The 22310-nt window shown below is 68.2% G+C and carries 22 protein-coding genes; 4 read left to right on the top strand and 18 right to left on the bottom strand.

Annotated elements, in window-relative coordinates; translation table 11 throughout:
* Positions 1 to 286: 286 nt before the first annotated feature.
* Positions 287 to 1729 (top strand): hypothetical protein, encoded by a 1443-nt coding sequence (locus ACFT2C_RS06350; RefSeq protein ID WP_377206176.1) that lies wholly within the window; start codon positions 287 to 289, stop codon positions 1727 to 1729.
* Between the two features lie 102 nt (positions 1730 to 1831).
* Here ACFT2C_RS06350 and ACFT2C_RS06345 read toward each other — a convergent pair whose 3' ends face one another.
* Together ACFT2C_RS06345 and ACFT2C_RS06340 are read right to left on the bottom strand one after the other, a co-directional pair.
* Entirely contained in the window at positions 1832 to 2098 is a 267-nt protein-coding gene (locus tag ACFT2C_RS06345) for a hypothetical protein (protein ID WP_377206175.1), read from the bottom strand.
* Positions 2095 to 3579, bottom strand: coding sequence for a DNA-methyltransferase (locus ACFT2C_RS06340; RefSeq protein WP_377206232.1), 1485 nt, complete (start codon positions 3577 to 3579; stop codon positions 2095 to 2097). Before ACFT2C_RS06340 ends, ACFT2C_RS06345 begins: the two co-directional genes overlap by 4 nt.
* On the opposite strand from ACFT2C_RS06340, the gene ACFT2C_RS06335 reads away from it, so the two are divergent.
* Positions 3578 to 4462: a hypothetical protein gene (locus ACFT2C_RS06335; RefSeq protein ID WP_377206174.1), complete on the top strand. Its 885-nt coding sequence runs from the start codon at positions 3578 to 3580 to the stop codon at positions 4460 to 4462. The two genes, ACFT2C_RS06340 and ACFT2C_RS06335, sit on opposite strands and share 2 nt — an antisense overlap.
* Positions 4463 to 4594: 132 nt before the next feature.
* Positions 4595 to 6052 carry a hypothetical protein gene (locus ACFT2C_RS06330; RefSeq protein WP_377206173.1) on the top strand — a complete coding sequence of 486 codons (1458 nt, stop codon included), beginning with the start codon at positions 4595 to 4597 and terminating at the stop codon, positions 6050 to 6052.
* 313 nt (positions 6053 to 6365) lie between these two features.
* Here ACFT2C_RS06330 and ACFT2C_RS06325 read toward each other — a convergent pair whose 3' ends face one another.
* The 13 genes from ACFT2C_RS06325 to ACFT2C_RS06265 all read right to left on the bottom strand — a co-directional run bounded on the left by ACFT2C_RS06325 (position 6366) and on the right by ACFT2C_RS06265 (position 17906).
* Complete coding sequence (locus ACFT2C_RS06325) at positions 6366 to 6866, bottom strand: hypothetical protein (protein ID WP_377206172.1); 501 nt, start codon at positions 6864 to 6866, stop codon at positions 6366 to 6368.
* 207 nt (positions 6867 to 7073) lie between these two features.
* Complete coding sequence (locus ACFT2C_RS06320) at positions 7074 to 7895, bottom strand: hypothetical protein (RefSeq protein ID WP_377206171.1); 822 nt, start codon at positions 7893 to 7895, stop codon at positions 7074 to 7076.
* A gap of 556 nt (positions 7896 to 8451) precedes the next feature.
* Complete coding sequence (locus tag ACFT2C_RS06315; protein ID WP_377206170.1) at positions 8452 to 8607, bottom strand: hypothetical protein; 156 nt, start codon at positions 8605 to 8607, stop codon at positions 8452 to 8454.
* A 136-nt stretch (positions 8608 to 8743) separates the two neighbouring features.
* Positions 8744 to 10054: a D-alanyl-D-alanine carboxypeptidase family protein gene (locus ACFT2C_RS06310; RefSeq protein WP_377206169.1), complete on the bottom strand. Its 1311-nt coding sequence runs from the start codon at positions 10052 to 10054 to the stop codon at positions 8744 to 8746.
* Positions 10041 to 10754: a hypothetical protein gene (locus tag ACFT2C_RS06305; protein ID WP_377206168.1), complete on the bottom strand. Its 714-nt coding sequence runs from the start codon at positions 10752 to 10754 to the stop codon at positions 10041 to 10043. Before ACFT2C_RS06305 ends, ACFT2C_RS06310 begins: the two co-directional genes overlap by 14 nt.
* A complete protein-coding gene (locus ACFT2C_RS06300) occupies positions 10751 to 13468 on the bottom strand; it encodes a hypothetical protein (protein WP_377206167.1) in 2718 nt (905 codons plus the stop codon). The genes ACFT2C_RS06305 and ACFT2C_RS06300 overlap by 4 nt, the downstream gene beginning before the upstream one ends.
* Positions 13468 to 13917, bottom strand: coding sequence for a hypothetical protein (locus tag ACFT2C_RS06295; protein ID WP_377206166.1), 450 nt, complete (start codon positions 13915 to 13917; stop codon positions 13468 to 13470). Before ACFT2C_RS06295 ends, ACFT2C_RS06300 begins: the two co-directional genes overlap by 1 nt.
* A complete protein-coding gene (locus tag ACFT2C_RS06290; RefSeq protein ID WP_377206165.1) occupies positions 13904 to 14245 on the bottom strand; it encodes a hypothetical protein in 342 nt (113 codons plus the stop codon). Before ACFT2C_RS06290 ends, ACFT2C_RS06295 begins: the two co-directional genes overlap by 14 nt.
* A 135-nt stretch (positions 14246 to 14380) precedes the next feature.
* Positions 14381 to 15343: a hypothetical protein gene (locus ACFT2C_RS06285; RefSeq protein ID WP_377206164.1), complete on the bottom strand. Its 963-nt coding sequence runs from the start codon at positions 15341 to 15343 to the stop codon at positions 14381 to 14383.
* A 48-nt stretch (positions 15344 to 15391) separates the two neighbouring features.
* Positions 15392 to 15742, bottom strand: coding sequence for a hypothetical protein (locus ACFT2C_RS06280; RefSeq protein ID WP_377206163.1), 351 nt, complete (start codon positions 15740 to 15742; stop codon positions 15392 to 15394).
* A gap of 56 nt (positions 15743 to 15798) precedes the next feature.
* Positions 15799 to 16302: a hypothetical protein gene (locus ACFT2C_RS06275; RefSeq protein WP_377206162.1), complete on the bottom strand. Its 504-nt coding sequence runs from the start codon at positions 16300 to 16302 to the stop codon at positions 15799 to 15801.
* Positions 16303 to 16359: 57 nt separating this feature from the next.
* Positions 16360 to 17520, bottom strand: a complete 1161-nt coding sequence (locus ACFT2C_RS06270; RefSeq protein WP_377206161.1) for a DNA-methyltransferase — start codon at positions 17518 to 17520, stop codon at positions 16360 to 16362.
* Between the two features lie 23 nt (positions 17521 to 17543).
* Positions 17544 to 17906: a WhiB family transcriptional regulator gene (locus tag ACFT2C_RS06265; protein WP_377206160.1), complete on the bottom strand. Its 363-nt coding sequence runs from the start codon at positions 17904 to 17906 to the stop codon at positions 17544 to 17546.
* Between the two features lie 219 nt (positions 17907 to 18125).
* Here ACFT2C_RS06265 and ACFT2C_RS06260 point away from each other — a divergent pair, with 219 nt between their 5' ends.
* A complete protein-coding gene (locus tag ACFT2C_RS06260) occupies positions 18126 to 18359 on the top strand; it encodes a hypothetical protein (RefSeq protein ID WP_377206159.1) in 234 nt (77 codons plus the stop codon).
* A 17-nt stretch (positions 18360 to 18376) separates the two neighbouring features.
* Here ACFT2C_RS06260 and ACFT2C_RS06255 read toward each other — a convergent pair whose 3' ends face one another.
* From ACFT2C_RS06255 to ACFT2C_RS06245, 3 genes are all read right to left on the bottom strand, one after another.
* Entirely contained in the window at positions 18377 to 18859 is a 483-nt protein-coding gene (locus tag ACFT2C_RS06255) for a DUF4160 domain-containing protein (RefSeq protein WP_377206158.1), read from the bottom strand.
* A 67-nt stretch (positions 18860 to 18926) separates the two neighbouring features.
* Complete coding sequence (locus ACFT2C_RS06250) at positions 18927 to 21392, bottom strand: ATP-binding protein (protein ID WP_377206157.1); 2466 nt, start codon at positions 21390 to 21392, stop codon at positions 18927 to 18929.
* Complete coding sequence (locus tag ACFT2C_RS06245; protein ID WP_377206156.1) at positions 21389 to 22279, bottom strand: hypothetical protein; 891 nt, start codon at positions 22277 to 22279, stop codon at positions 21389 to 21391. The genes ACFT2C_RS06250 and ACFT2C_RS06245 overlap by 4 nt, the downstream gene beginning before the upstream one ends.
* Between the last annotated feature and the right edge of the window lie 31 nt (positions 22280 to 22310).

The following is a 22310-nucleotide window of genomic DNA, read 5'->3' as shown; positions in this document are numbered from 1 at the left end:
CGGGATGCTGTTGGCGGAGTCATGCGTGAGCGGATGTGCGGCGTGGCCCCGCCGACGTTAACGCAGTTCTATCCGCCAGATCCGCGCCTGTGAGCCCTACGCGTGGATAGGGCCACCCCACTTCCGCGCGTGCGCTCCGCGTGAGGAAACGGTCGTGGCTAGGCTGTGCGTTCGCCGATGTGTGTCACCCGGCAATCCCTGTCTCTTCGCCGCTGGCGCTGACTCGCGACGTCGCGAACCTCTGCTCGGCCAGTTTCTCGAAGGGCGATCAAGGAAAGGATAGTTCGTGGGACGTCGCGATGAGTCGCCGCAGCGGGTCTGGAATCGGCTCAAGGAACAGCCTGGTCGGATACGAACGATCGACATCGAAAAGTCGGTCGTCTTCGCACCGGGAACCGCCGAGCTCGGGCAGTTCACGCTGCTGGTGGGACTCCACACGTCGGGCAAGACCTACCTGCTCAACATGCTGCATGAAGCTCTCCCTACGACGCAGGGCGGTTCGCGACTGCCGCCGGCTCTGCCGCGTCATCCGAGTAGCTTGAAGGGCCGCTACCGGCTCTTGATGGAGCACCAGGGAGTGCCCGGTGAGCTGGTCATGCTGGCCTCACCCGATTCCGACGACCCTGAGCTCGAGACGTTCCCTGCCGATGAGCTCCCCTCGTCTGCGATGCTCTCGACCTACACCGCCCACGACGACCTGGCGTACGCCGTTTCGAACTTGTCCGAATTCCAGGAGCTGACGGCGGGCCACCTCTTCGAGAAGAAGCACCTGGGCACGCTCAGCAGCATCACCGGACGCAGCTACGACTGGCTGGAGTACAGCTGGTACGACGAGCCTCGCGCGCCGCGCGTGCCGTATCTCCGCGGCGACCGCGACGGCGTGCCCTTCGATACCTCGACGATGAGCCACGCAGAGCATTGGGTCACCCACGTCTTGTGGCATCTGGAGTTCGCACGCGAAGGCGACCTGGTGCTGATCGATGAACCGGAGGCGTTCCTGGCAGGCCCGGGGCATCGTGCGTTCATCGACGAGATCGCCCGCCGGACCTTGGCCAAGGGATGCCAAACAATCGTCGTTACCCACGCGGACTCGATGATCCGCCGAGTGCCACCAGAGTGCGTCAGGCTGGTCACCCGAGGCGGAGACGGCGCTCGGGTGGACCGGATCGCTAGCACCGAGGCGGTACTGCGGTCCTTGTCCCGAGACCCAGTTCCGGTTAAGGGCTTGGTCTTCGTCGAGGACGTCCTTGCGGCCAGAATGACTCGACGGATCCTGGAGCGCCACGCCGGCCACTGCGCAGGTGAGCTGGAGATCATCGCCAGTGGCGGTCATAGCGCCGTTCGCCAGGCAGTCGACGTCGTCAGCAACTCGCGAAGGATCGCGGCCGTTGGTGTTCTTGACGGCGATCAGCGCGACCAGCCGGACAAGGCAGCCATCTTGTTTCTGCCGGGCATTACACCAGAATCCGAGCTGTTGAACGCGCTTACCGCGGGTGTCACAACCGCGGCGCAATCTCTCGGCGTCACGGAACCCGAACTGCTGATCGCTCTGCAAGCGGCCCAGTTCGGGCCCCATCAACAAGTCTTCGACTCCATCGGCAGAAGCCTCTCGCGCTATCACGCCGAGGAGATCATTGACCTAGCGATCAGGATCTGGCTCGACGAACCGACCGTCGACGGCCAGGCCCGCCATCTGGCCCACGCGATCACGCAGGCGCTGCCCGCGTAGGAACAACCGGTCGCCGACCCACACAATCACGCACACCGCGGGGACATGACTGCGAGCGCCGCCTCGGAGGCTTCTCAGGTCCGCCCAGGATCTCCGATTTGGTTACCGGCGGAACCGGCGGCCGCCGTCGAGCGCGTCCACGACCGGAAGCGCGTCGCACGTGGACGCAAGACTCAGGAGTTTGGTGCGCTCTGCCGGACTGATGCGGCCGTCGCGCTTGCACTGGACCAAGAGCCACTGTCCAGGCTCTATCGCTACCAAGTCGACCTTGGTCTTCGACCCGGCCGAGCGGATCACGGCATACCCGTCGTCGACCAGCTCGTCACGGACCCGCCACTCGAACCGGCGCCCGGCGTCGTATCTCGTCATGTGCCCGCCGTCCCGAGGTCGAGGCCGGGCTGCAGCGGCTTGGTGAGGCGAGCGGTGATCAGAGGCAGATAGTCGGCCTCGCGCTCGATCACGATGCAACGGACGCCCTCGATGACGCAGGCTTCGGCCGTTGTGCCGGACCCGGCGAACGGGTCGAGCACCAGGCCAGCGGGCGGGGTGACCAGTCGCACGAGCCACCGCATGAGCCCCAGCGGCTTGACTGTGGGGTGCGCGATGTCGCCCGCGCGTGGCCTCTCCGAGGCAGGCGCCTTGGCCTCATAGCGGAAGATCGGGAAAAACCGAGATGCGCCGCCGGAGTCCGCGCCACGAGCCGGCGTGCACACCTCCTGGCCCTTGAAGTCACCGTACGTGTCACGGAATTTGTCGGAGCCGCGACGGATCGGGTTCGCACCGCTGGTGAGGTTGCCGGACTGCCGGTCCAACTCCGCCGCTTGTGCCCCGTCGAGAACGACGTTTGCCGGCCACCTGCCCGACGGCGCTCCGCCGCGAGGCCCGGGCTTTGCCGCAAAGGTGACCGCGCCCCTCTCGGTGTACCGCACCGCGGCGGACACCTCGTGCGGTGAACGGTCTCCCTGTGAATCGGAGCCGTCTCCGACGCGGCAGGCATCGATGTGCAGGGCCCCGGTTCCGTGCCCTAAGACGTTCGCCGCAACCGTGCCGGCGAGAGCCTTCCGGGCGACGACGATCGGCTCGAACCCTGGCTTCAGCGCGGTTCCCCAGCCCTCCCAGCGCTGAGCTGCCTCCAATCCTGTTCGACGCTCGAGAGTGTCGGCCTTGCGTGAGCGGGCAGCGGGCGGCTCACTCCCCTGCTCGACGGCGACCGCCGTATCGCCGGTAACATCCCCGAAGTCTTCCAACAGCCTGGTGACGGCTTTGGCAACGTCGAGCGACTTCGGGAAACCCTGGCCGTGCAGCCACGCGATGCTGTCGCGGATCTCGAACCCAGCGTCCTCGACGGCTGCGGCGAGCCGGTGCCAGGTGCGCGCGCCGCCGGCCGCGACCAGGTGCCCACCTGGCTTCAGGACGCGTAGGCACTGCGTGGCCCAGGCGGTGCACCAGTCTTCGTAGGCGGTGTTCTCGCGTAGACGCGTGCGCTGCTGATCGGCACTGCTGGCGGGGTTGTGGTTCCCGCCGACGTGGTCGAAAGTGTTGCGCTTGTCGGCCTTGCGCTCGACGAACGACTTGCCGCTGTCCCACTCCTTGCCCATAAAGCCGAGCCCATAGGGAGGATCGGTCACTACGGCGTCGATGCTCGCGTCGGGGATCTCGCGCAGCACCTTGAGGCAGTCCCCGTGGTACAGCGTCACGGCGTCGTCGGTGTAGTAGGGCCTCGTCACGGCGTTCCCGACCACTGCTCGGCTGCTGTCCACGCCCAGATGAAGTGCGGCCGAAGAATCGAACTCATGTGTAGTGCGCATGTTGGCCATCGACACGACGGACCACGGAGGTGCACCGATCATGGAGATCACGACACGACGCAGGCGCTCGCTGCTGGAACGCGGGGAATCGCTACTGCTGCCGATGTCGGCGCTCGATGTCGCCCTCCGGAACACCGACTTCATCAGGGCCACCGGCCTGGTACCGGACTGCGTGCTCTGCACGCCGCATGTCGCTGTCGCTCTGCCTCGCTACCACGCCGACGGTCGTCTCGCTGCGCGCGACCCGATCGCCCCGGCGGAGCTCTGGCACCCGCTGTTCTGGCTGCCGGCCGAGGTCGCTGGCCGCTACGTCCTGGAGCAGGAGGACGGCACGCAGGCGATCGAGCCGGACGAGGTCTGGGCTGTGCGCGTCGCCTTACAGATGTCCGTGTCTGGACTGTACGACGTCGAGTCGGGCACGTGGTGCGATGTTCTGGCAGACCGCGGGCTCGATGTCACCGACGACGCCGTCCTGGCGCGCATTCGTCGGTGGCAGACAGGCGAGCACGACGACGTGCTCGACGGGATCGAGCTGGCGGACGCCTTCCAGGTGCCAGGTGAGGATCCGTCATGGGCCATCCAGTCCGCAGTCGCGCTCATGGATGACATGGCGCCGGCCGCAACGGCGCTGCTCGCCGATCACCTAATCACCGCGCTGGACGCGAGCACCGATCTCTCGGCACAGGACGTGAGAACCGTACTGCTGCTCGGCGACGCACTGCTGGCGCCCGACAGCCCGCTCGGGCATCAGTACTGGTCCCAGCAAATGCAAGGCCTCGATCGAACAGACCCGGACACGAACACGGTCGCACAGAACGTGGCCGGAAAGGTCCGCGATGACCTGTACCGCGTGCGCGACGCGCTGTGGCCTCATCTGGACGCTCTCGAGGCGGTCGGGCGGGAACCTGGACCACCGTCGGCCTGACGCGGCGTGCACCTCGTCGTCGCGATCTGAACCTCCGCGCCCGGCGACAGCGCGGGCACCGGTGCCGAATCACAAGTGGTGGCCGAGCCGCCATCGTCGCGCCCGGCAGGCATCTCGCGTACGGTCCACCTCATGGCTGACAAGCTGTCGCTGCAGGTTCACATTGATCGCGGCGCGAGCCAGGATGACGAGCGTTTGGCCCGTATGTACTGGCAGACCGCGCCGCCGACCGGAACGCAGCGGGTCGGGTTCGCGCACACGGTGTCCGAGCTGGCTAGAGACTTCGATCTAAAGCACCCCGGAGCGCTCAGCTGGCGAGTCAAGGACGTTTCCCACGTGACCTGCGCGTCTGTGGCGTGCTCGTCGTGCGGTGCCCTGGTACGGATTCGAGTCCGCCAGCAGCTCAGGGACGCGCTGAGCCAGAGCTCGCAGGCTGCGGGGACGTCGTGCGACGAGTGCTCCCAGGTGCGTGACCACGCCCGTGCCGAGCAGGACATTCGTATCGTGCAGAGGGATTTGCTTCGGTCGGCGAAAGCCTTGCGGTGGTTCACCGACGCGCAGTTGGACGGCACTGCCGGGGACCTCGTCCAACGGATGTCCACGCACGCCCTGCTCACCGCAGTTGCGATGCTCCGCGGCGAAGTCTCCGCTCCAGCGTCTCTGCCGTGGGTCGAGGACGCTGACCCGATCGTGCGCGAGCTCAACGCCCACCGCATCGCCGAGGTCGAGACCCCGGCCAGCCTGTTCGCTTGGGCGAGCGATGACCCCGCCGACGAGCAGGCGTTCGAAGGCTGGTACCCCAGCAACGCGCGAATGCACTTCACACCCGACGGTGCCACTGCCGTCGATGCCGAGATCGCCCGCCGTAAAGCCGCTCTCTCCACCGACCAAGCGATCATGCAGGCGGCGCGCGAGGTCCTCCTGGACGAGATGATCCGGATCGTCACCTACCAGCTCGCCGATCACAATCTGCCCAAGCTCACCCCCACGCAACGTGACCGGCTCATCGACACGCTCTGCGTGCACCCCGCCGCCACCCTCGCCCAGGTCGTCAACGCCGCCTGGCGCGCTGCACGCGACGGCGCCGCGAATTACCAGGCGATCAGAGAAATGACGAAGGAGCATGCCACCTCCCACGTCGTGAACAAGGTCGCCAAGCTCCTCGACCCCGCCCTCGGGTCGTTCCAGCGACCGCACAAGTACGTCCATGGCCCCATGGCCCTGCTGATCTTCCGGGAGATCCTGGGCCGCGACGTCATGGATGCCAGTTTCGACAGCCTTCCCGACGAGCAGCCCACTTATGACACCAGTCGGGGGGCCGAGCAGACGCAGGGACACCGCCTGAGCTGGCGGCTGGCCACCATCGAGGCAGGTACCGACCCCAACCTCTCATCCTCGGCCCGGGAGCTCGTGGAGACCGCAGCGGATCTCTTCGCTGAGCTCACCGCTGCTGGCCTCCCACCGCACGAAGCGACCCTGGCCGCTTACCACGGCACCGTCTACCTGCGCGGTCACCTCGACGAACAGGACCTGTCCGCCGCCCGCGCGCTGCTGCATACCGCACTGGCTCGCGACGGCCTTCTATCCTGACCCCGCTGCAGGCGCCGTCACCGTCGTGTGAGTCATGCATGTTGTCGAGTCCGTCCTCCACTCGACAATGCACCCACCCGCGACGCACCGCTGGCGCGCCCAGCCCGGCACCCGTAACACCGGGATCCGTCACGCGAACGCTGTCACGAGTTGGAGCGGCCTCACCAAGGGGGTCGGCCGCCAGCATCGGGGGAAATGCCAGTGTCCAGGTCCCGGCCCTTGGTGAGGCCTTGCACCCCTGATGTGCGGATCACCTACGCCGCAGCCGAACCCCTCCCCTGGTTGCCGTCCTGCCCTGATGCGGCTGACGCCCTCACTGCAGCACTGGCGCGTTCATGCAGCACTCGCTCCAGGCATCGGCAACCGCCTCGGAGATGGCAGGCCAGTCATACCCATAGCCGCCCGCCTCGTTGGGTCGGTCTAGGTCGTCGTACCCGCGGAAGTCCTCAATCCTCACCCCACACAAGTCGCCCAGGGGAGCGCCGTCGGGCTCCTCGCCGTCTTCGTCCAGCGCGAATCGCTGTAGTTGAACGGCGGCCTGCTCCAGGCTGATCCAGTGCCTTTCGAAGTCCACTTCGGCCATGCCCGGCAGCGCCCCGCGCACACCGGCCCGTGCTGCTTCACGCGACAACACGTGCTCGTCCTGGAGGTTCACCGGCGCCGAGCGCTCGACAAAGTCACGCACCGCGTCGACCCGGGGTCGCAGCGGATCCCCGATACGAACTGCCGCTTCCGGTCGGGACGCCGTCGCGAACTGGCCACCTGCCGATTCAGGCGCGCCAGCCGGACGCCGAATCTGATCTTGAGTTCCCATGCAGCGATGGAGTGCGGCACGCGCCTGATCGCCGTGTGCCCACACCGATTCACTGGTGATAGCTCGTATTCGAGTGGAGGAGGGCGTCCTGCCCGGCCGCTCTGCGGAGTCGGGAAGGGGGCGATGGCCAAGGACCGGTACAAGGCGTGGCAGCCAGCGAGGAAGGGGCGGCGCCAGTTGCCGCGTGGGACCAGGCACCTGCGCTGCTCACGACCGCGGCGGCGGACGCTCTTTCGTTTGCTCCCACCGGTCGGCGGGTTCTCCCCGCGGGCGACCGCCGAGTGCTCCGGTCACGAGGATCTCGATCAACCAGAGGACGGCCGCGCCAGAGATCCCGACAAAAGCACCGGCGAAAAAGACGGTTGCTTGCGCACGATTCTCCACCGTCACCAGGTGCCCCATCACCCGGTACTCCCCAGGGACTCTGGGTTGACCGCCGACCTCGTACGACCACGACGGCAACCCAGAGTCGGGCAGTTGGGGAACTGCAGCCGCAATCTGGAGGTCGTTCGGCAATCCAGCCATGGTGATGCTTACCGTAGAAGCGGGGTCGAGCGGCGCCATCGTTTCTCCACCGAGATCTTCCCGGGTCAGTACCGTCCTGACACCCGGCACCGTGTACAGGACGTTCGCGCCAGTCCGTGCCAGGAATGAATACCGAGACTGCCCGACGACGATCGTCTGGTGACCCGGCTCAAGCCGTGACGTCGTATACGAACACTCGCTGCGGTCACCGAGCACGGAGTCGTACCTGGCAGGTGAGTTCGGCGCTTGGCTCAGGACCAACGGACCTTGGTTCACCTCCTCGAGATCCAAGCCGTCCCGGATCGGGCCGCAGAAGAACAGGGCTACCTCTTCGGTAGCGTCGGTGAGGTCCGACACCACGATCTGGAACCGGGTCGAGGAGTCTGCGGCGACCGCAAACTGGGCGGAAATCTGGACTGGCCGCTTCCCATCCTGGTCGATGACGGCGACTCCGATCCGGCCCGGGTCGGTCGACGTGGGACTCGCCGAGATCGCGTTCGCCATGAGCTGCCAGCTGAGCAAGCCAGTCGCCAAAGCGATAATGCCTGCCACCCAGGCAAGCCGCTTCCGCCGGGCCGCTGCCACTGACGGCGCTGCATGCGCGACACCAAGCTCGGCCCTCAGCCGATCGATACTTCCGAGCACATCGGCCCGAAAGGAATCGAGATCGCTCCTCCTCGCCCACGGGTCACGCTTGCAGGGTCGCTTCATCACTTATTCAGCCTCAGCATGCGACAGGCCTCCGGTGCAGAAGCGATCCCGGACAGATCAGACGACACGATGATCATCGTCGGCACGTGGCGCGTGCCTACTTCCTGTTCGCGTAGTGCGTGAAGAGGCCGTTGACCTGGCCGATCCAGAATGCCGTCTTCTCGTCGCGCGACGCTCCCGGACGCAAGAGTCCAAGACTGGTCGCGAGGGTATAGAACCCGGAGCCAGCATCGTTCTCGTTGAGGTAGATCACTAGCGCCGAAAGCATGAGCCTGCCTGCCGGGTAGCCAGTGACGTCAGCCTCCACAATTCGTCCAAGCAGCTCACCGACCGCCGCCCGGTCGTCTGCCTACGAGAAGTCGAATCCCCGCAGCCCAGTACGGCGCACGAGCGCCGCGTCCAACTCGGTATACGTCGTGGTCCGCTTCATCCGGGCGCGTTCGACGAGGAACTCTGTCCCACCCCTGACCAGCTTGTCCCATTCGGCGGCTTCGCGACCGTACATGCGCCCAACCTATGCCGCGCCAGGTCGAGACCGGCGTCTAGCGCCCGACATTCACCCGGCGAAGTCGCCCCGCGACCTACCACTGGCGAGGGGCATCGACGAGCAGGTCGGATCCGGGCCGACGACACGGTCGTGTTCAATTGCACGCTCTTCGAGTAGGACAACCTTTGAACTCCCAGTGCCATGGTTCCGGCTTCGCCCCGTCGGCTTGAGCCCACTCCGGATGCACCCACCCGAAACGGCCGGCGTTCTCCTGCATCCAGCGATGCTGTGTGGTGCCGAACCGGTTGATGCCACCGCCGAGATCCAGAGCGGTGCCCCAGCCGTGATTCGACGTTCCCGGGACGGCCGCCAGATGTCCCTTGGCCCGCTTCGTCACGACCTGCTGCTCATAGGACCGATAGGAGTCAGTGACCTCCAAGTCCGTACCGAACTCCTCCCGGAAGGCCGTGCTCAGCTCCTCCACGGCGCTCGCAGCGTCGCAGCGTGCGTAGTGGCCGACCGCGAACGACAGCTCGCACAACTGGTCGATCGGGATACGTCCGTTCTCGAAACCACCCCAGCCACCGGTGGCCGCCCCGACCGAAGAATCCTCGCTACACGAGGTGCCCGTGGCGGTGCTGTCGCCTTGCGGCAGGGCCACACCCCAGCGCTCAGGTTCAGCCTCCGCCACCGCATCGGGGCCAAGCATCGCTGCGACGACTCCGACCGCCTCTTCGTAGTTCGCGCGGTAGTTGCGGCCGTCGTCGAACGCGGAGCGTTGAACCGACTGCGCCACGAGCCATGGTCTGACGTCGTAGCGCGATCCGTCGCGGCTGTTCAGCAGCTCCGACGTCCCGTACAGCCGGAGATTCTTGTTCGTCAAGGCGTCCAGGAAGAGGCCGGTCGCAGCGCGGGGGTCCAGCCGCTCCTCCAGGCTTCCCCATGGGGCACGCTGCTGAAAGACGCCACGTGAGTCCGGCCCAGCTTCGTCGCCGTGCTCGAGCGAGCGCAGCCCCGACTCGGTCAGCCCGGTCATGATGGCGATAACAGCGTCCTGCGCGGGAAGATCTCGCTCGGCAATCTCAGCGAGAACAGCCTCGGCGACCTGCGCCTGTTCGTCGCTCAGCCCCGCCTCGACTCCTGATCCAGCGAAGCACGCCTGCGCGGCGACGTAGCCTCCGTCGTCGCCGTCGGCGTCGAAGAGCACCGTCGCACCGTGCACCGCGAGCATTACCGTCAGTACAGGGACCGCGATGGCCGCCACGAGCGCTGACACCAAGACTGCGGCGGCCACTTTGGAGATTCGTCGCCCGGTGAGCGATCGTGCCGTGCCACTTGCCAACACTCCGGCCACACGCCCGAGTACGGGCGAGCCTGTCGCGGTGCCTGCGGCAGTCGCTGCCTTCTCGACGTCGCGGGCGGCCTGCTGGATGGCGCCGGGCTCAGGGCTATCACTCGTAGCCATACTGCTCCTCGGCCTGTTCGACCAGGCGCTCGATGAGATCGACCTCGGTCATCTGGTTCAGGCCCGCGACGGTCCCCGGGTCCTCGAAGGCGACCGCGGGCAGGTCTTCCAGCCTGTAGCGGTCACAGATCTCCCGGACTGTCCAACGCTGGTCAGGGCCCATGGCCATGCGTACGCGACCGACTCGGGCCTGGTCGGCGACGTCGGGCAGTTGGGGTGCGTAGTAGGACATCTGCGTCGCGCGGATCACGGTGCGGGCGATCAACGGAGCCAGGTCCCGTGGTCGTTCGGTCTCCAGGCCGGCGGTGAACTTGTCGTAGCGGACTTGCCATTCCTGCCATTCCCTGCGGTTGTTCGGGCCCCCGCGGAGTCGCCCGACACTCGGTTGAGGATTGGAGTCCAGCCACTCTGATTTCCGTTCCTGTGCCCATTCGGGCCACCGGGTGGCGTACGCGATCCGTACACGGGCGATCACCGCGTCCGGCACGGGAACGCGTGCCCAGAACTGGACGTGCTGCTGGAACGACCGCGGGATCGGTGGGTACTCGAAGGTCGCGTCGAGGTTGTACTCGGCGTCGCTAGCCGGTTCCAGGTCGATCTCGGTGTCCAGCCGGATGACCGGGGCAAACCGGCCGCCCGTGCTGTTCGGGGCTCCGACCGGGTGCCGCAGCGGTTCCGGGGACCCGGACACGGCACTCATGCGTCACCCGCCGGCGGCCGGCGGCGCTCGGTGCTCGCGCCGCGGACGGCTCGCGGCTCACGGTCCGAGACCGCGCGGATGGCCGCGCGTTCCCCGGCGCCGCGGGTGATCGGAGAGGCCGCAGCCTGGCGCGCCGCTGCCGCCCATGGTCGGAAACCATCCCCCTGCCCACGCACGGCCGCAGCGGGCTGATCGTCTCGTCGACGTGCCGCGGCCGCACGCTGCTGGGCCAGCGCCTTCGCCGATTGCTCTGCTTCCTGCTGGTCGACGACGCGTCGCTGTGCCTGGGCTGTCCGCTGCAGGTGCCGGTGACCCCAAACGGCGGCGACCACGGGAGCCGCCAGCCCACCGGTGGCGACCACCAGGGCGCCGGCACCGAGTGTCCTGCCGGCGCCCGGTGCTCGGGCGGCAACGGTTCTGGCGATGCCCTTCGTGCCGAGGTCGGTACCGAGCTGCGTTCGGCGGGCGCGCAGCCCCTCGCGGTATCGCCCCAGCGCGGTGTTCTTCGCGCCGCGGGCAGCCGCTGCCCGCGCCTGGTCGGCACGATCGCTCCGGCCGGCGGTGGTCCGTGCAGCCCGGGCCTTCGCCCAAGCCCGTCGGATCCCGCGTGCTGGCGCCGCGCTTGCTCCGGCTGGCGCTCCGACGGTGCCGTCGTCGGGCTTGGGGGTCTGCCAGGTCCGTGCGCCGTGTCGGACCTCCGGGCGCGCTGCCGAGGCCTTGGTAGCGACTGCGCCGCCGGCTGCGGCGCCAGCACCCGCACCGACGATCGCTCCGGAGCGCCGTCGGGCGCCGCTCTGCAACCCGAGGCGGGCCGCGGTGCCTCGCATCACCGAACGAGTCACCCGGGTTCGTGCCCGTCGGGCCATTGCTGCACCGCGGCGCTGCCACCGGTCCATGACCTGTGCGCCGAGCGCACCGCCGAGTGCACCGCTCGCCGCGGACCGCGCCCAGAGCTGCCCGCCCTGCAGGGTCAGCGGGCTCGGGAGCCGGAGCACCTTGGTGAAGACCAGGTGGACCACCACGAGGCCGACGGCGGGCGCGAAGCCGGTCCAAATCATCGAGACCATGGACCCGCCGCCGAACAGGCCGCGGCCGGCGGTGACCATCAGTGAGGTCACGAGCGTGACGAACCCGAGGATGAGCTGCAGTCCGAGGACGAACAGCGACAGGCTCAGCAGCACCATGAGGTAACGTCCAGCGACGTTGCGGCGGCCCGGCAGCAGACCTACCAGCGGTGCGAACATCGCGGCGATGATCATGACGACCATCGACACCTTCGCCACGATCACTGCGATTGCGATCAGCCCGAACACGATCAGGACGATCAGGCTCGCAAGCAGGTATGCCCAGACCATCGCCAGTGACGAGGTCACCCCGCCGCCGGTGTGCCCGTGCAAAGTGAGCAGGAAGTTGCGGACCCGGGGGTCGTTGGCGTCGGTGTTGATGGCCTCGGCGTCCGGCCACTCGAACGAGGTGCGGTCGTCCGCGAACCGCTCACCCGACGTGTCGACGAACCACGCGGCGCCCTGCCACCAGCTTTCGCAATCTGCGATCGTGCCCGACGGCGTCCTGGTCCCCCCGGCGCGTTCCCAGCCGTCTGCGAGGGTCCAGCCGGCGCCCGTTTGGCGGCACTGCGCCCAGGCGATCAGCGTGCGGTCTTCCTGCTCGTTCATGGCCGTGTGCCAGGCGAGGGACTGCTCGTTCGCCCCGGTTGTGCCAGTGATCGCCGCTTGCTCCGCAGGCGACACGCCGGCGCGCTGTTCCAAGAGCCGGCAGTAGATGTGATCGCCGTACGGATTCTCAGCCCCGAACTGGGAGGTGGACCAGACCTCCAGGCCGGTCGCCTCCCACATGCCCGACATCACCAGCGGGACCGAACCTGTCATCTGGTCCGTCACTGTCCCGGAACGGTAGGTGTCCTTGAGGGTGGCAATGTAGTCGGCGCACGACATCGCACCCTCGGCCTGATCGTGGTTGTACCCGGCGCGGGTGTCGGCGACGCTCAGCGCCACGGCGGGCGCGGACGCCACCGCGGCAACCAGGTCGTTCGTTGTGGTGACGATCCAGCCGGGCGAGAATGTCCCCGGCCGGAACTCACCACCCGTGGTCGTCGAGCGCTCCGCGCCGGAGATCATCACGGCGAGCAGCCCGACGGCGACCGCTGTCCGCAGCAGCATGGCCACCATGTCCCTCGTGCTGCCGGTACGGCGCGCCCGCCACAGCACGCCGAACATGCCGAGCACCACCAGGACCAGCAGCAGTCCTGACCTGGCCAGCGCTTCGCCGATCCCGGCGGCCACACTGTCGACCTCCTGTCCCGCGGAGTCGAGGATGTCGAACTCGATCGCCGCCGACGTCATGCCTGTGGCGCCGGACCACATCGAGTTGCCCAGCGACAGCAGCACCGGGTAGGTCGCGTTGCGCTGTACCCGCTCGGTCAGCTCGAATGTGCCCAGTCGGCCGTGCAGCTCGTTCGTTTGGGAGCTCCACCGGTTGACCGGCAGCAGCTGCGGATCGCCTGGGCCGCCCGGCGCTCCTGCGACAGCCGAGACCACTCGGTCGACCGCACCTCCTACTGCGCCGTCGGCCGTGCCTCGGTCAGTCGCCGCGGCACCGGCAGGTCCGGCGACGAGCAGCAGGCCCGCGAGGACGAGCGCGGCAACACGCTTGGCGGCATGGGCAGACCGGGTGCGGGCCCCACGGGAACGCGCCATCACCGCGGCTCCCCGTTCCGGCTCTGGGCCGTGCTGAGCTCAGGGTTCGGGATGCAGGCGGTCTGCAGGATCGTGAGCTCGCGCTGGCCTGGGTCGATCTCGCGTCCACAGAGGAAAAACTTCCCGGCGTCCGACCTCCCGCGGTCGAGCAGCGCCTGGTAGGTCCGGTGTCGCAGCCCGGTGCGCACCCGCGCTTCCACCAGGACGAGTGCGGCGAGCACGATCGTCGGCAGGACGAGGACGGCGAACTCCCCCAACGCGGGCCACAGGACCAGCGTCATGACGAGACCGGGAACGGCTGCCACCAGCGCGACGACCAGGGGTCGCTGGCGGGCTTCGACGCCGAACACGATGACGGTGCGGTTGGCGTCGGCGTCGCGCCCGGTCAGCGCGGTGAGCGTGTACAGGTTGTGCATGATCGTCCCGGCCCGCCCCTCAGACCGCGTCAAGCAGGCTGACAAACGCGTTCACGAGGGCGTCGGCGATCCACAGCAGCCGCGGCAGGAGCACGTTCGGTCCAGCCAGGATGGCCCCAATGATGAGTGCGACGATCAGCCCACCGTTCCTCCCGCCGCCGCCGCCACGACGACGGCGCTGCCAGATCCAGCCGACGATGCTCACCACCACCATCGCCACCCCCACGACGCTGGCCAGGTCGGCGAGGCGCCCCATGCCGGAGGCACCGATGACCGATCCCCACAGCACGTCCCAGCTGCCGTCCAGATCGATCGTCGCTGCTGCCCGGACCACACCCACGGCCCGTTCCGTCCCGGCCATGTGGCCACCCCCTTGCTGTGCGAATTCTTCAGTCGTGTACGACGGCGTACGGCGCTTGCTCGCCTGTGCGGTGCCGCCCCGTCGTCTCGAACCGGTGAAGTGCGGCGCCTCCGGGCGTCGCCGAGCGGCACGGCGTCAGGCGGCCTGGGCTGTCGCTGCGCGCAGGGCGGACTGGTACAGGTGCTCCGCGTACTCCGGCTTCGAGCGCAGCAGGTCGCAGACCTGATCGCGGCCGCCTTCGTCGATCGGCCCGAACGGTGCGAAGAGGCCCTCGACCGCACCGTCCTCGCCGTCGCCCGAGTCCCATTCCCGGACAGCTGCCAGGACGCCGCCCGCGTTCGTCACCTGCGTCTTGTGCCGGCGCGCCGCTGCCGCGCTCACGGAGCCCGGCACGACGTCCGGCGCGTGGGACACCGAGGCGACGATGGACCATGCCCTGGCGCGTAGCGTCTTCTTGTCGGTCAACTCACCGGAGAGCACTGCGGCCGCAGGAGTGCCGGGATCCACCGCGGAGTCCCGGTCGGCGCCCTCGTGGTCGGCAATTGTGTCGCCCAGAGTGCGGGACGAATCGTCGCCGGTTCGTGCGTCGAGGGAGTAGGTGCGCACGGAGGCGAGCTCGACGAAGTTCACCGACGGCCGGTGTCGCGGGTCGTGCCACTCAGAGCGGATCTGCGCGGCCAGCTCGTCCTTCTCGGTGCCCGACATGCGGTAGCCGCGGTCCCGCTCTATCTCCTCGCAGCGCCGGACGAAGATCCCGATCGCCTTGCGGTCCTCGGCTCGCAGCTTGCCCCGCGCGGCGATCCCGACCGCGCCGAACGCGACCTGACTCACGTACGGCCGGGACACTACGGTGCCTGGCTTGCGCTGCTTGTTGCGCAGGATGTGCTCCATCGTGTCCTGCACGAGGTCGTCCTCGCCGACGAACTTCAGGTCCGCGCGGAACGCGTGGCGCCGCACAGCCTTCCGGGCCGCCGCGTACAGCTCGGGTCCTTCGAGCGGCACCTGCGACTCGTCGCGCGCCTCCTCGGCGAACTGTCCGCCGGAAGAGTCCGGAGCGCCCTTCGGCTGACGGGAACGGGGTGTTGCGTCGAGGCTCATGCACCGGTGTTGTGCGGCAGACCAGAGCGAGAGGCGCTTGGCACACTTTTATGAGGCGCGTGCGGGCACCGCCCGGACCATGGCGCCAGTGCAGCCGGTCGTCGCGAGACACGTCTTCACAGTCGAGGCCGCGATCTGGAACCGCCCGCACTCCGGGCACCCTGCGATCGACGCCGTGCTCCCCGAACGGGCCCGAAGCAAGGCGAGGGCGCCCGCGTGGCGATTCAGGAGACTGACCTGGTCGCCGGTGAGGGCGATGTCGCGGGCGATCTCACGGGCATCAGCCACGACGTCGGCCCAGCGCTCGGCGCGAGCGGACTGCATGACCGCGAGGGCAAGGCTCGCGGCGGCGACGACTTCGGGCACGCCGGTGGGTGCGGTGAAGCATTTCCGGGACATGCACGAGCGGATGTGCGGAGGTCGTCAACTCTCGCTGAGCGTCATCATCGACAGGCTCACGCCTTCGATCCGTCGACCTCTCCCAGGTTCTCCGCCGCTCGCATGCGGTCCACCATCGCGATGACGAGCTGCAGGCTCTCTTCGGACAGCCCCTCGGCTCGCAGGGCGAACATTTCGACGCCTTTGTCCGCCAGCGCCTTCTCCAGCTTTGCCGCACGCGCCATGGGAGTCACCTCGGCGTCCGTGATGAAGTACTCCCGGGCCACGCCGAAGTACTTCGCGAGCCCCTCGATGATGCCCCACGACGGCGTGGTCTTCGTTCCCTTGCGCAGCGCGTTCACGTATGCGCGCTGGACGGGATGCCCGTTCTCTGTCATCCACTTGGCCACCTCGGCGCTGGTGACCGTCCGGCCGCGCTTGACCTCTTCTGCGTCGAAAAGCTCGGTGAGCCGTGCATGGAACAGTTCGTCGAGCGGCTCGCCCGAGGCCGCTTCGGCACGCGGCGGATCAACCGCATCGCCCGCGTCGTCGCGAGCCGGCACGCCACTCCGATCATCCATGCTCGTATTCTGACAGAATCCCAACCTGGACGCATGTCCAACTAGCGCAACTCCCAGTCACACGTCCCGCGCCGAACTCCCTCCACGAAGCAGCCGCTCCGCCACGAGGCGGGCATAGGCCTCCTCGATCTCCACCGAGACCGACTCGATCCCCGCCTCGGTGCACGCGGCAGCGACGACCCCAGAACCCGCAAACGGGTCGAGCACCACCATGCCGGGTACCGCGACGAGGTCCACGAGCCAGCGCACGAGCTCCATCGGCTTGACCGTGGGGTGAGTGATGCCATCGACGGTGAGCTTCTCGGCGCCGCGTGGCTTTGCCGCGTACTTCAGTGTCGGGGTGAACCGTGTCGCATCGCCACGTCCACGCCGGTCACGGGACTGCTCTGCGAGGTCCGCGACGACACAGTTCTGGTGGCATCTAGCTGGCAGGCACAACGGGTGATGCGCCGTCACGAGGTTCGGTGGGTGCCGGTCGCCGTCGTCGGACCGAACCTTGACCGCGTCGGTATGCAAGGCTCCGGCGCTGTGGGCCAGGACGTTCTCCGCGACGGTGCCCTCGATGGGCCGCCGGGCGACAAGGATCGGCTCCTGCGCAGGCTTGAGCGCCGTCGACCATCCTTCCCAACGTTCGGCCTCGGCGCTCGCCGGCCGAGTGACCATCGCGGCGCGCGAGCCGGACCGCCAGCCTGCCGGCGAGACGTACCGCCCCGATTGCGACCCCAGCCTTCGCTCCCGCGAGCGGTCGACGACGCCGCGCGGCCTCGTCTCGCCGAGGTGGTCGTCGATGAGCCGCGACACGTCGCGCGACTTGGCCATCGCACCGCCATACGCCCACGCGAGGATCTGGTCGGTAATCTCGAAACCAGCCAGCCGAAGAGACAAGCCCGTGATGTCGGCGGTCCGCGGAGCGGCGAAGATCAACGCATAGCCGCCAGGTTTGAGCACCCGCAGCACCTCCGCCCACAGTGACGGCGGCGGAACGAAGGCGTCCCAAGCATGCCCGTCTACGCCCGACCCGTCGGGCACGTAGTCGAGGACACCAGCTGCCCAGTGGCGGACCGTCTTCGCGAACTTCTGGCCGCGTTCCCGCGCCAAGCCGTAGGGCGGATCGGTGATGACCGCGTGCACGGAACTGTCCGGCAGTTCGGTCAGGACCTGCGCCGCGTCGCCGTGCCAGACGACGGCGAGGCCGTCGTCGACGATCTTCTCAGCCATGCAGGGGTGGAGTGCGGCAGCGCTCACGCCACGGTAGGTGTCTCGCACATTCGCAGGGCGGTCAATGCCACCTGGGCCCGGCCTCGGGCGTCCGCGCGCTCCCCCGCTGTCAGGTTCGCCCGTTCCATCGCGGTCGTACCGCCCCAGATCCCGTGCTTGCCGGTGCGGGGCGCGTCGAGCGCGTCTGCCAGGCATATCGTCCGCACGGGGCACCGACCGCAGATGCCACGGGCGAGCTCTTGCACGGCGCCGTCGTCGGCGTAGAAGGCCTCCGGGTCCGCGCCGACGCAGGCGGCCAGGACCCGCCAGCTCTCGCCGGACCGCAGCGCCGGCGCAGGGAACGCGCGGTGCGGCCTATCGATTGTTGTTCGGGCCTCACGCGGCATGCCACACCTCCAGTCGGTCCCGGGTTGGGATGCGACTGATGTGCGGCGGAGGTCCCGAGGAAAACGACTTGAGGTTCGGCTGTCACTGAGCAGGGGGGTTCCACACCTTCCTGTGACAAAGGGGCCATTCCCCGGACTCCTCGCTGTGACGTGTCACAGCCATGGCGGTCGGTGCACCTCCCCAGGCGCACATGGCCCAGTCGTCGAAAGGACAGACTCGTGGACGCCCTGATCAGCGCGGCCCTCGCGACAGCCCGCCATGCCTTGACCCGGTGGACAGCGAAGGAGCTCGACACCGCGCTTTCGCGGCTCACGAGGTCATTCCAGATCCTTCTGGTGACTTGGACGATCTGTGTCATCGCGCTGCTCATCGCATTCGCCCTGATGGCGCCGGACGTTCGTCACGACATGGTTGAGTTCGTCCGAGCCCTCCGCGGGGAGCCGGGTACGTAACCGACGCTGCCCGTGCTCTATCCGGGCTCCACAGGATTCAAGGGCACACTCCTGCCCTTGTTCCACCAGTCGTTGAGTGCCGTGGAGCATTCCAGGACAGTCGCCTTGATCTGCTTCAGGTCCCTAGAGCTGAGGTCCTTGGGGTGGTCCCCGATTACATCCCCGCTTCTGAGGTCGATCTTGAACTCGCTCTTGCCTTGCCGCTTCACGTGAACGTGTGGAGGGTCGTGATCCAACGGATAGACATGTAGGGACACGCCGCCCTCCAGCTTCAGCCCATCAGCAACGAGGCTGATGAAGAAGCCCTCATCGTCGTACCCTGCTGGCCCTTGCATGTCAGAGACGTGGACGACCAGCCGCCCGATGCGCTCCAGGACGTCATCCGCTGTGAGCCAGTGTTCTGCGAGCGCCGCGTTCCAGTCGTTCCGGGTATAGATCTGCCGTCGCTCCGGTGCTCGCGGGGTGCGCCCGGCACCGTTCTCGCTCGGTTGCTCAACCACAACGGAACCATACGTACCTCACACACCGATCGCGACGGCTTTCACCTCCGCAACGCCGCCAGAGTCATCACGCCGCCCGCGCCCTCATCTCTGCCGCGTTCGTGCTCGTGCGCCGCAGGAACTCGTCCGGGATCAGCACCTCGGTGGGTACCGCGCGGTTGGCCAGGTCCGAGTAGATCCATACGCTCCCTCGGCGGACCCTTCGCGTGCCGCGGTCGACCAGGGCTCGCATCGAGTTCCAGTTCGGTGCTTCGGAGACGCCCGAGCCAATCGTCGCCGAGGACGTGATCCGCTCGAGGCGTTCCGGTGTCGGTTCCAGCTTGAAGAGCTGGCAGGCCGCCTGGGCCTCGTCGGGGTCCTCGATGGGCCCGATGAACCCGCGCGAGATGTACCCGCGCAGGCCGGCGTTCAGCGCGTCGGTCACGCGTTGCGTGAAGAGGGCCGGGAACACTCGCTGCTGCCTGGCGACCCGTCCAAGCCTCTCCATCTCGGCCCGCCCTGCGGACATGAATACCCACGCCTCGTCCAGCATGAGCACGCCGTCGCGCCCCGACAGTGCCATCGCCGAACCGAACACCATCATTCGTACCACCGCGGCCGCGATGCGCTGAGGGAGCGGCACGATCGTCGCGCCGGGCGCGGGCAGGTCCAGGTGCGCTTCTCCCACCTTGATGAGCGTGATCCCTTCGGCGACGCGCAGCCCTTCGGTCGTCGGTTCCACGCCGAACATCGACCGGAACATCGGTGACGCCTTCGCCACTCGGAACACTGCCTCGACCATCTCCGATGGCGCCTCGCCGTCGGCCTCGGCGATCCGCAACGCCTCGCCCGTGCACCGGGCACCGTGGGTCACTCCATGATGAAGCGCGTACTGCAGCGTCGCCTCGTACTCCTCGACGCGCGGCCCCCAGGGGTTGACCGTCATCAGCATCGACGCGGCGAGCTCCACCCCAACGGCAGGGTTCGCCGCGAAGCGGATGGGGTCGAAGACGCCGTCGGACCGCACCAGCTCGTCCAGAGACGCGATCTGCGCGTCAGGGAACGACGCTGACAGGTCGCTGTCTGTCTTCGGGTCGACCACGACGACGGGAGTCCGCTCCCCCAGCGCCGTCCGCTGCCGGGCCAGCTGGTTGGCGAGCCACGCCATGAACAGCGACTTGCCGCCGCCGGTCTGCGCGACCGCTACCGCGATCGGCAGGCTGTCCCCGTCTGTTGCTGCCATCGGATCGAGCCACGCCGGCTGCCGGTCGTGCTCCGTGAATCCGACCAGCGCGCCCGCGCTGTCGCCCACGGTGGACAGCGCCGGTAGACCTGAAGCGGCGACGGTCTGAGCGGGCAGGTCCTGCAGGTGCGGGTTGGCGCGCACGGGCGAGCACAGCATGGTCTCCGCCAGTGCGGCTCGCTGTCGGTAGTGCATCGGCAGCAGCGTCGCCGTGGTCCAACGGCTGATCTCGTTCATGTCCGCCACGTACCCGTTGAACCCGACCACCGCGGTGGTCTCCACGAGAGTCGGCGGCGGGCCGGGCAGCGCGTACGCACCCTCGACGTCGGTCAGGATCTGCTCTTGCTCGATCTGCTCGGCGCGCTCCATCTTCCCGGCGCCGGCGCTCTCGGTGATGTCTTCGAGGTACCGACGCCGCTGCCGGCGCAACTCGGCGCGGGTCACCGCGGCGGGTTCGACCTTCCCGCGGATCGACACGACCAACGCGCCGTGCGTGACGAGCTCGGACACCCACTGTCCGCGGGAGTCGCTGGCTGCGATGTAGGGCAAGGCCAGGTCGGACACGGCAGCGAACGTGATCGTGTGCTGACCTCCGATGTGCGACAGGTCCGCGCCCGTCCCGGCGGCCTTGGCCTGGCGTGCGGCGGCGGGCCCGGTGAAGACGTGCAGGCAGTCCGGCTCGCTGAGCAGCGGCACGTCAGGCGTGCCGCCCTCGTTCCACCAGGCTGAGGCGAGAGCCACCTCGTCATCCGACGGCGTGCGCAGGCCGCACCGGGCGGACAGCGCCGCCATCTCCCGGTGGTCCTGCTCGAAGTCGGAGAGCGGTGTCCCGCCGGCCACCAGGGTCTCCGCGACCGAGTCGATCGCCCGGCGGAGCCCGCCGCCACCGCCAACCGACGCCCGCAGCTGTACCCCGAACAGCACGACCCGTCGATAGGTCGCGGTGTCCGGGAACTGCCGCGCGAGGTAGTCGGCCTGGGGATGGTCACGTGGCGGTGACCATCGCTCCGGCAGATTAACCAGCAGCGCGTGCACGTTCCGGTAGGTGTGTCGTGACTGCGCACGGCGCGCCCAGCGCACCGGCGTCGCAGCCGCCAGTTCGTCCAGCACGGCCAGCAACGGTTCGGCCGTCTCGAGCCCCTCGGCCGCGGTACGCGCTTCGGCGACGGGCGCCAGCGGCACGGATCGGTAGAGCCACACGCTCCCGTCCGTTCCCTGCAGCAGTCCATCGCCAAACCGCGCCCGGATCGTCGTTGGCCAGTCGGGCTCGACGGCAAGGCGCTCGGCGGGCCGCGCACCGAGCGGCCTCATGCGCCTTCCCTCGCCGCTTCGTCCGTGGCGTCGGGCGGCTCGTGATCGACGGCGTTCTGGTAGGGCGTCAAGCCTGTCCCCGACCCGGGCGCACCCCATGCGACAACTCGAGGTGCCGCGCTGTCCGGATCGGCGACCAGCACGTCGTACGACACCTGTGCTTCCGCTGCAGTGTCCTCTGTGGCGTCCTCATCCTGGGCGTCCCATTCCAGGGTGACGTCGACCTGAACCACGAGCTGCCCGTCTTCCGTCCCAGCAGAAGGAGCGGCAGCGGCGTGCACGTCGTGCGTCGCCGCCGCGACACCCTCCATGGGTAGGTAGTGGTGGCCACTCGCCGGGTCACCTACTACGAGTCGCAACCGGTCCGGGTCTCCGGACGTGAACGCGTCCACCCATGCCGCAACCGCGGCCTGCGCTGAGTCGCCCGGTTCGACGGGTTCCAGGCCCCTCCATGCGTCCGTCGCGGCGAGGTTCTGCAAGGTCGGCGCGACCGGTTCAAGCCCCACCTGCCCGATGATGGTCTGGCTACCGTCAGGCGACGACGCCACCAGGACGAGCGCGGCGAGCACGCCAACGTCGCTACGCACCACGATGCGATGCACGATCAGCCGAGCTTCGCCCAGGTCACCGAGCTCCTCGGCGACCTGGTCCGTGTCGTGAGCCGAGAGCGCCTCTGCCGACTCCCAGGCGACGACTCCACCACCGGGTATCGGTGGTGGATCGGTACGCAGCCAGTCCTCGACCGCCATGACAGCCGCGGTTCGTCCCTCCTCGACCGGGGCGACCGCATCCTGTTCCTCCGCGGTCAGCACCTCCCGGAGGTTCGCCGATGTCACGAACAACGCGAGTCCTACAACTGGGAACAGGCACAGCGCGAACACGATCACGATGCGGTACCACCGCTGCCGGCGCCGGAGC

The organism is Promicromonospora sp. NPDC057138, assembly GCF_042670845.1.
GTDB lineage: Bacteria > Actinomycetota > Actinomycetes > Actinomycetales > Cellulomonadaceae > Promicromonospora.
Note: the sequence above shows the minus strand (reverse complement) of the source record. Positions and strands in the feature narration are given on the sequence as shown.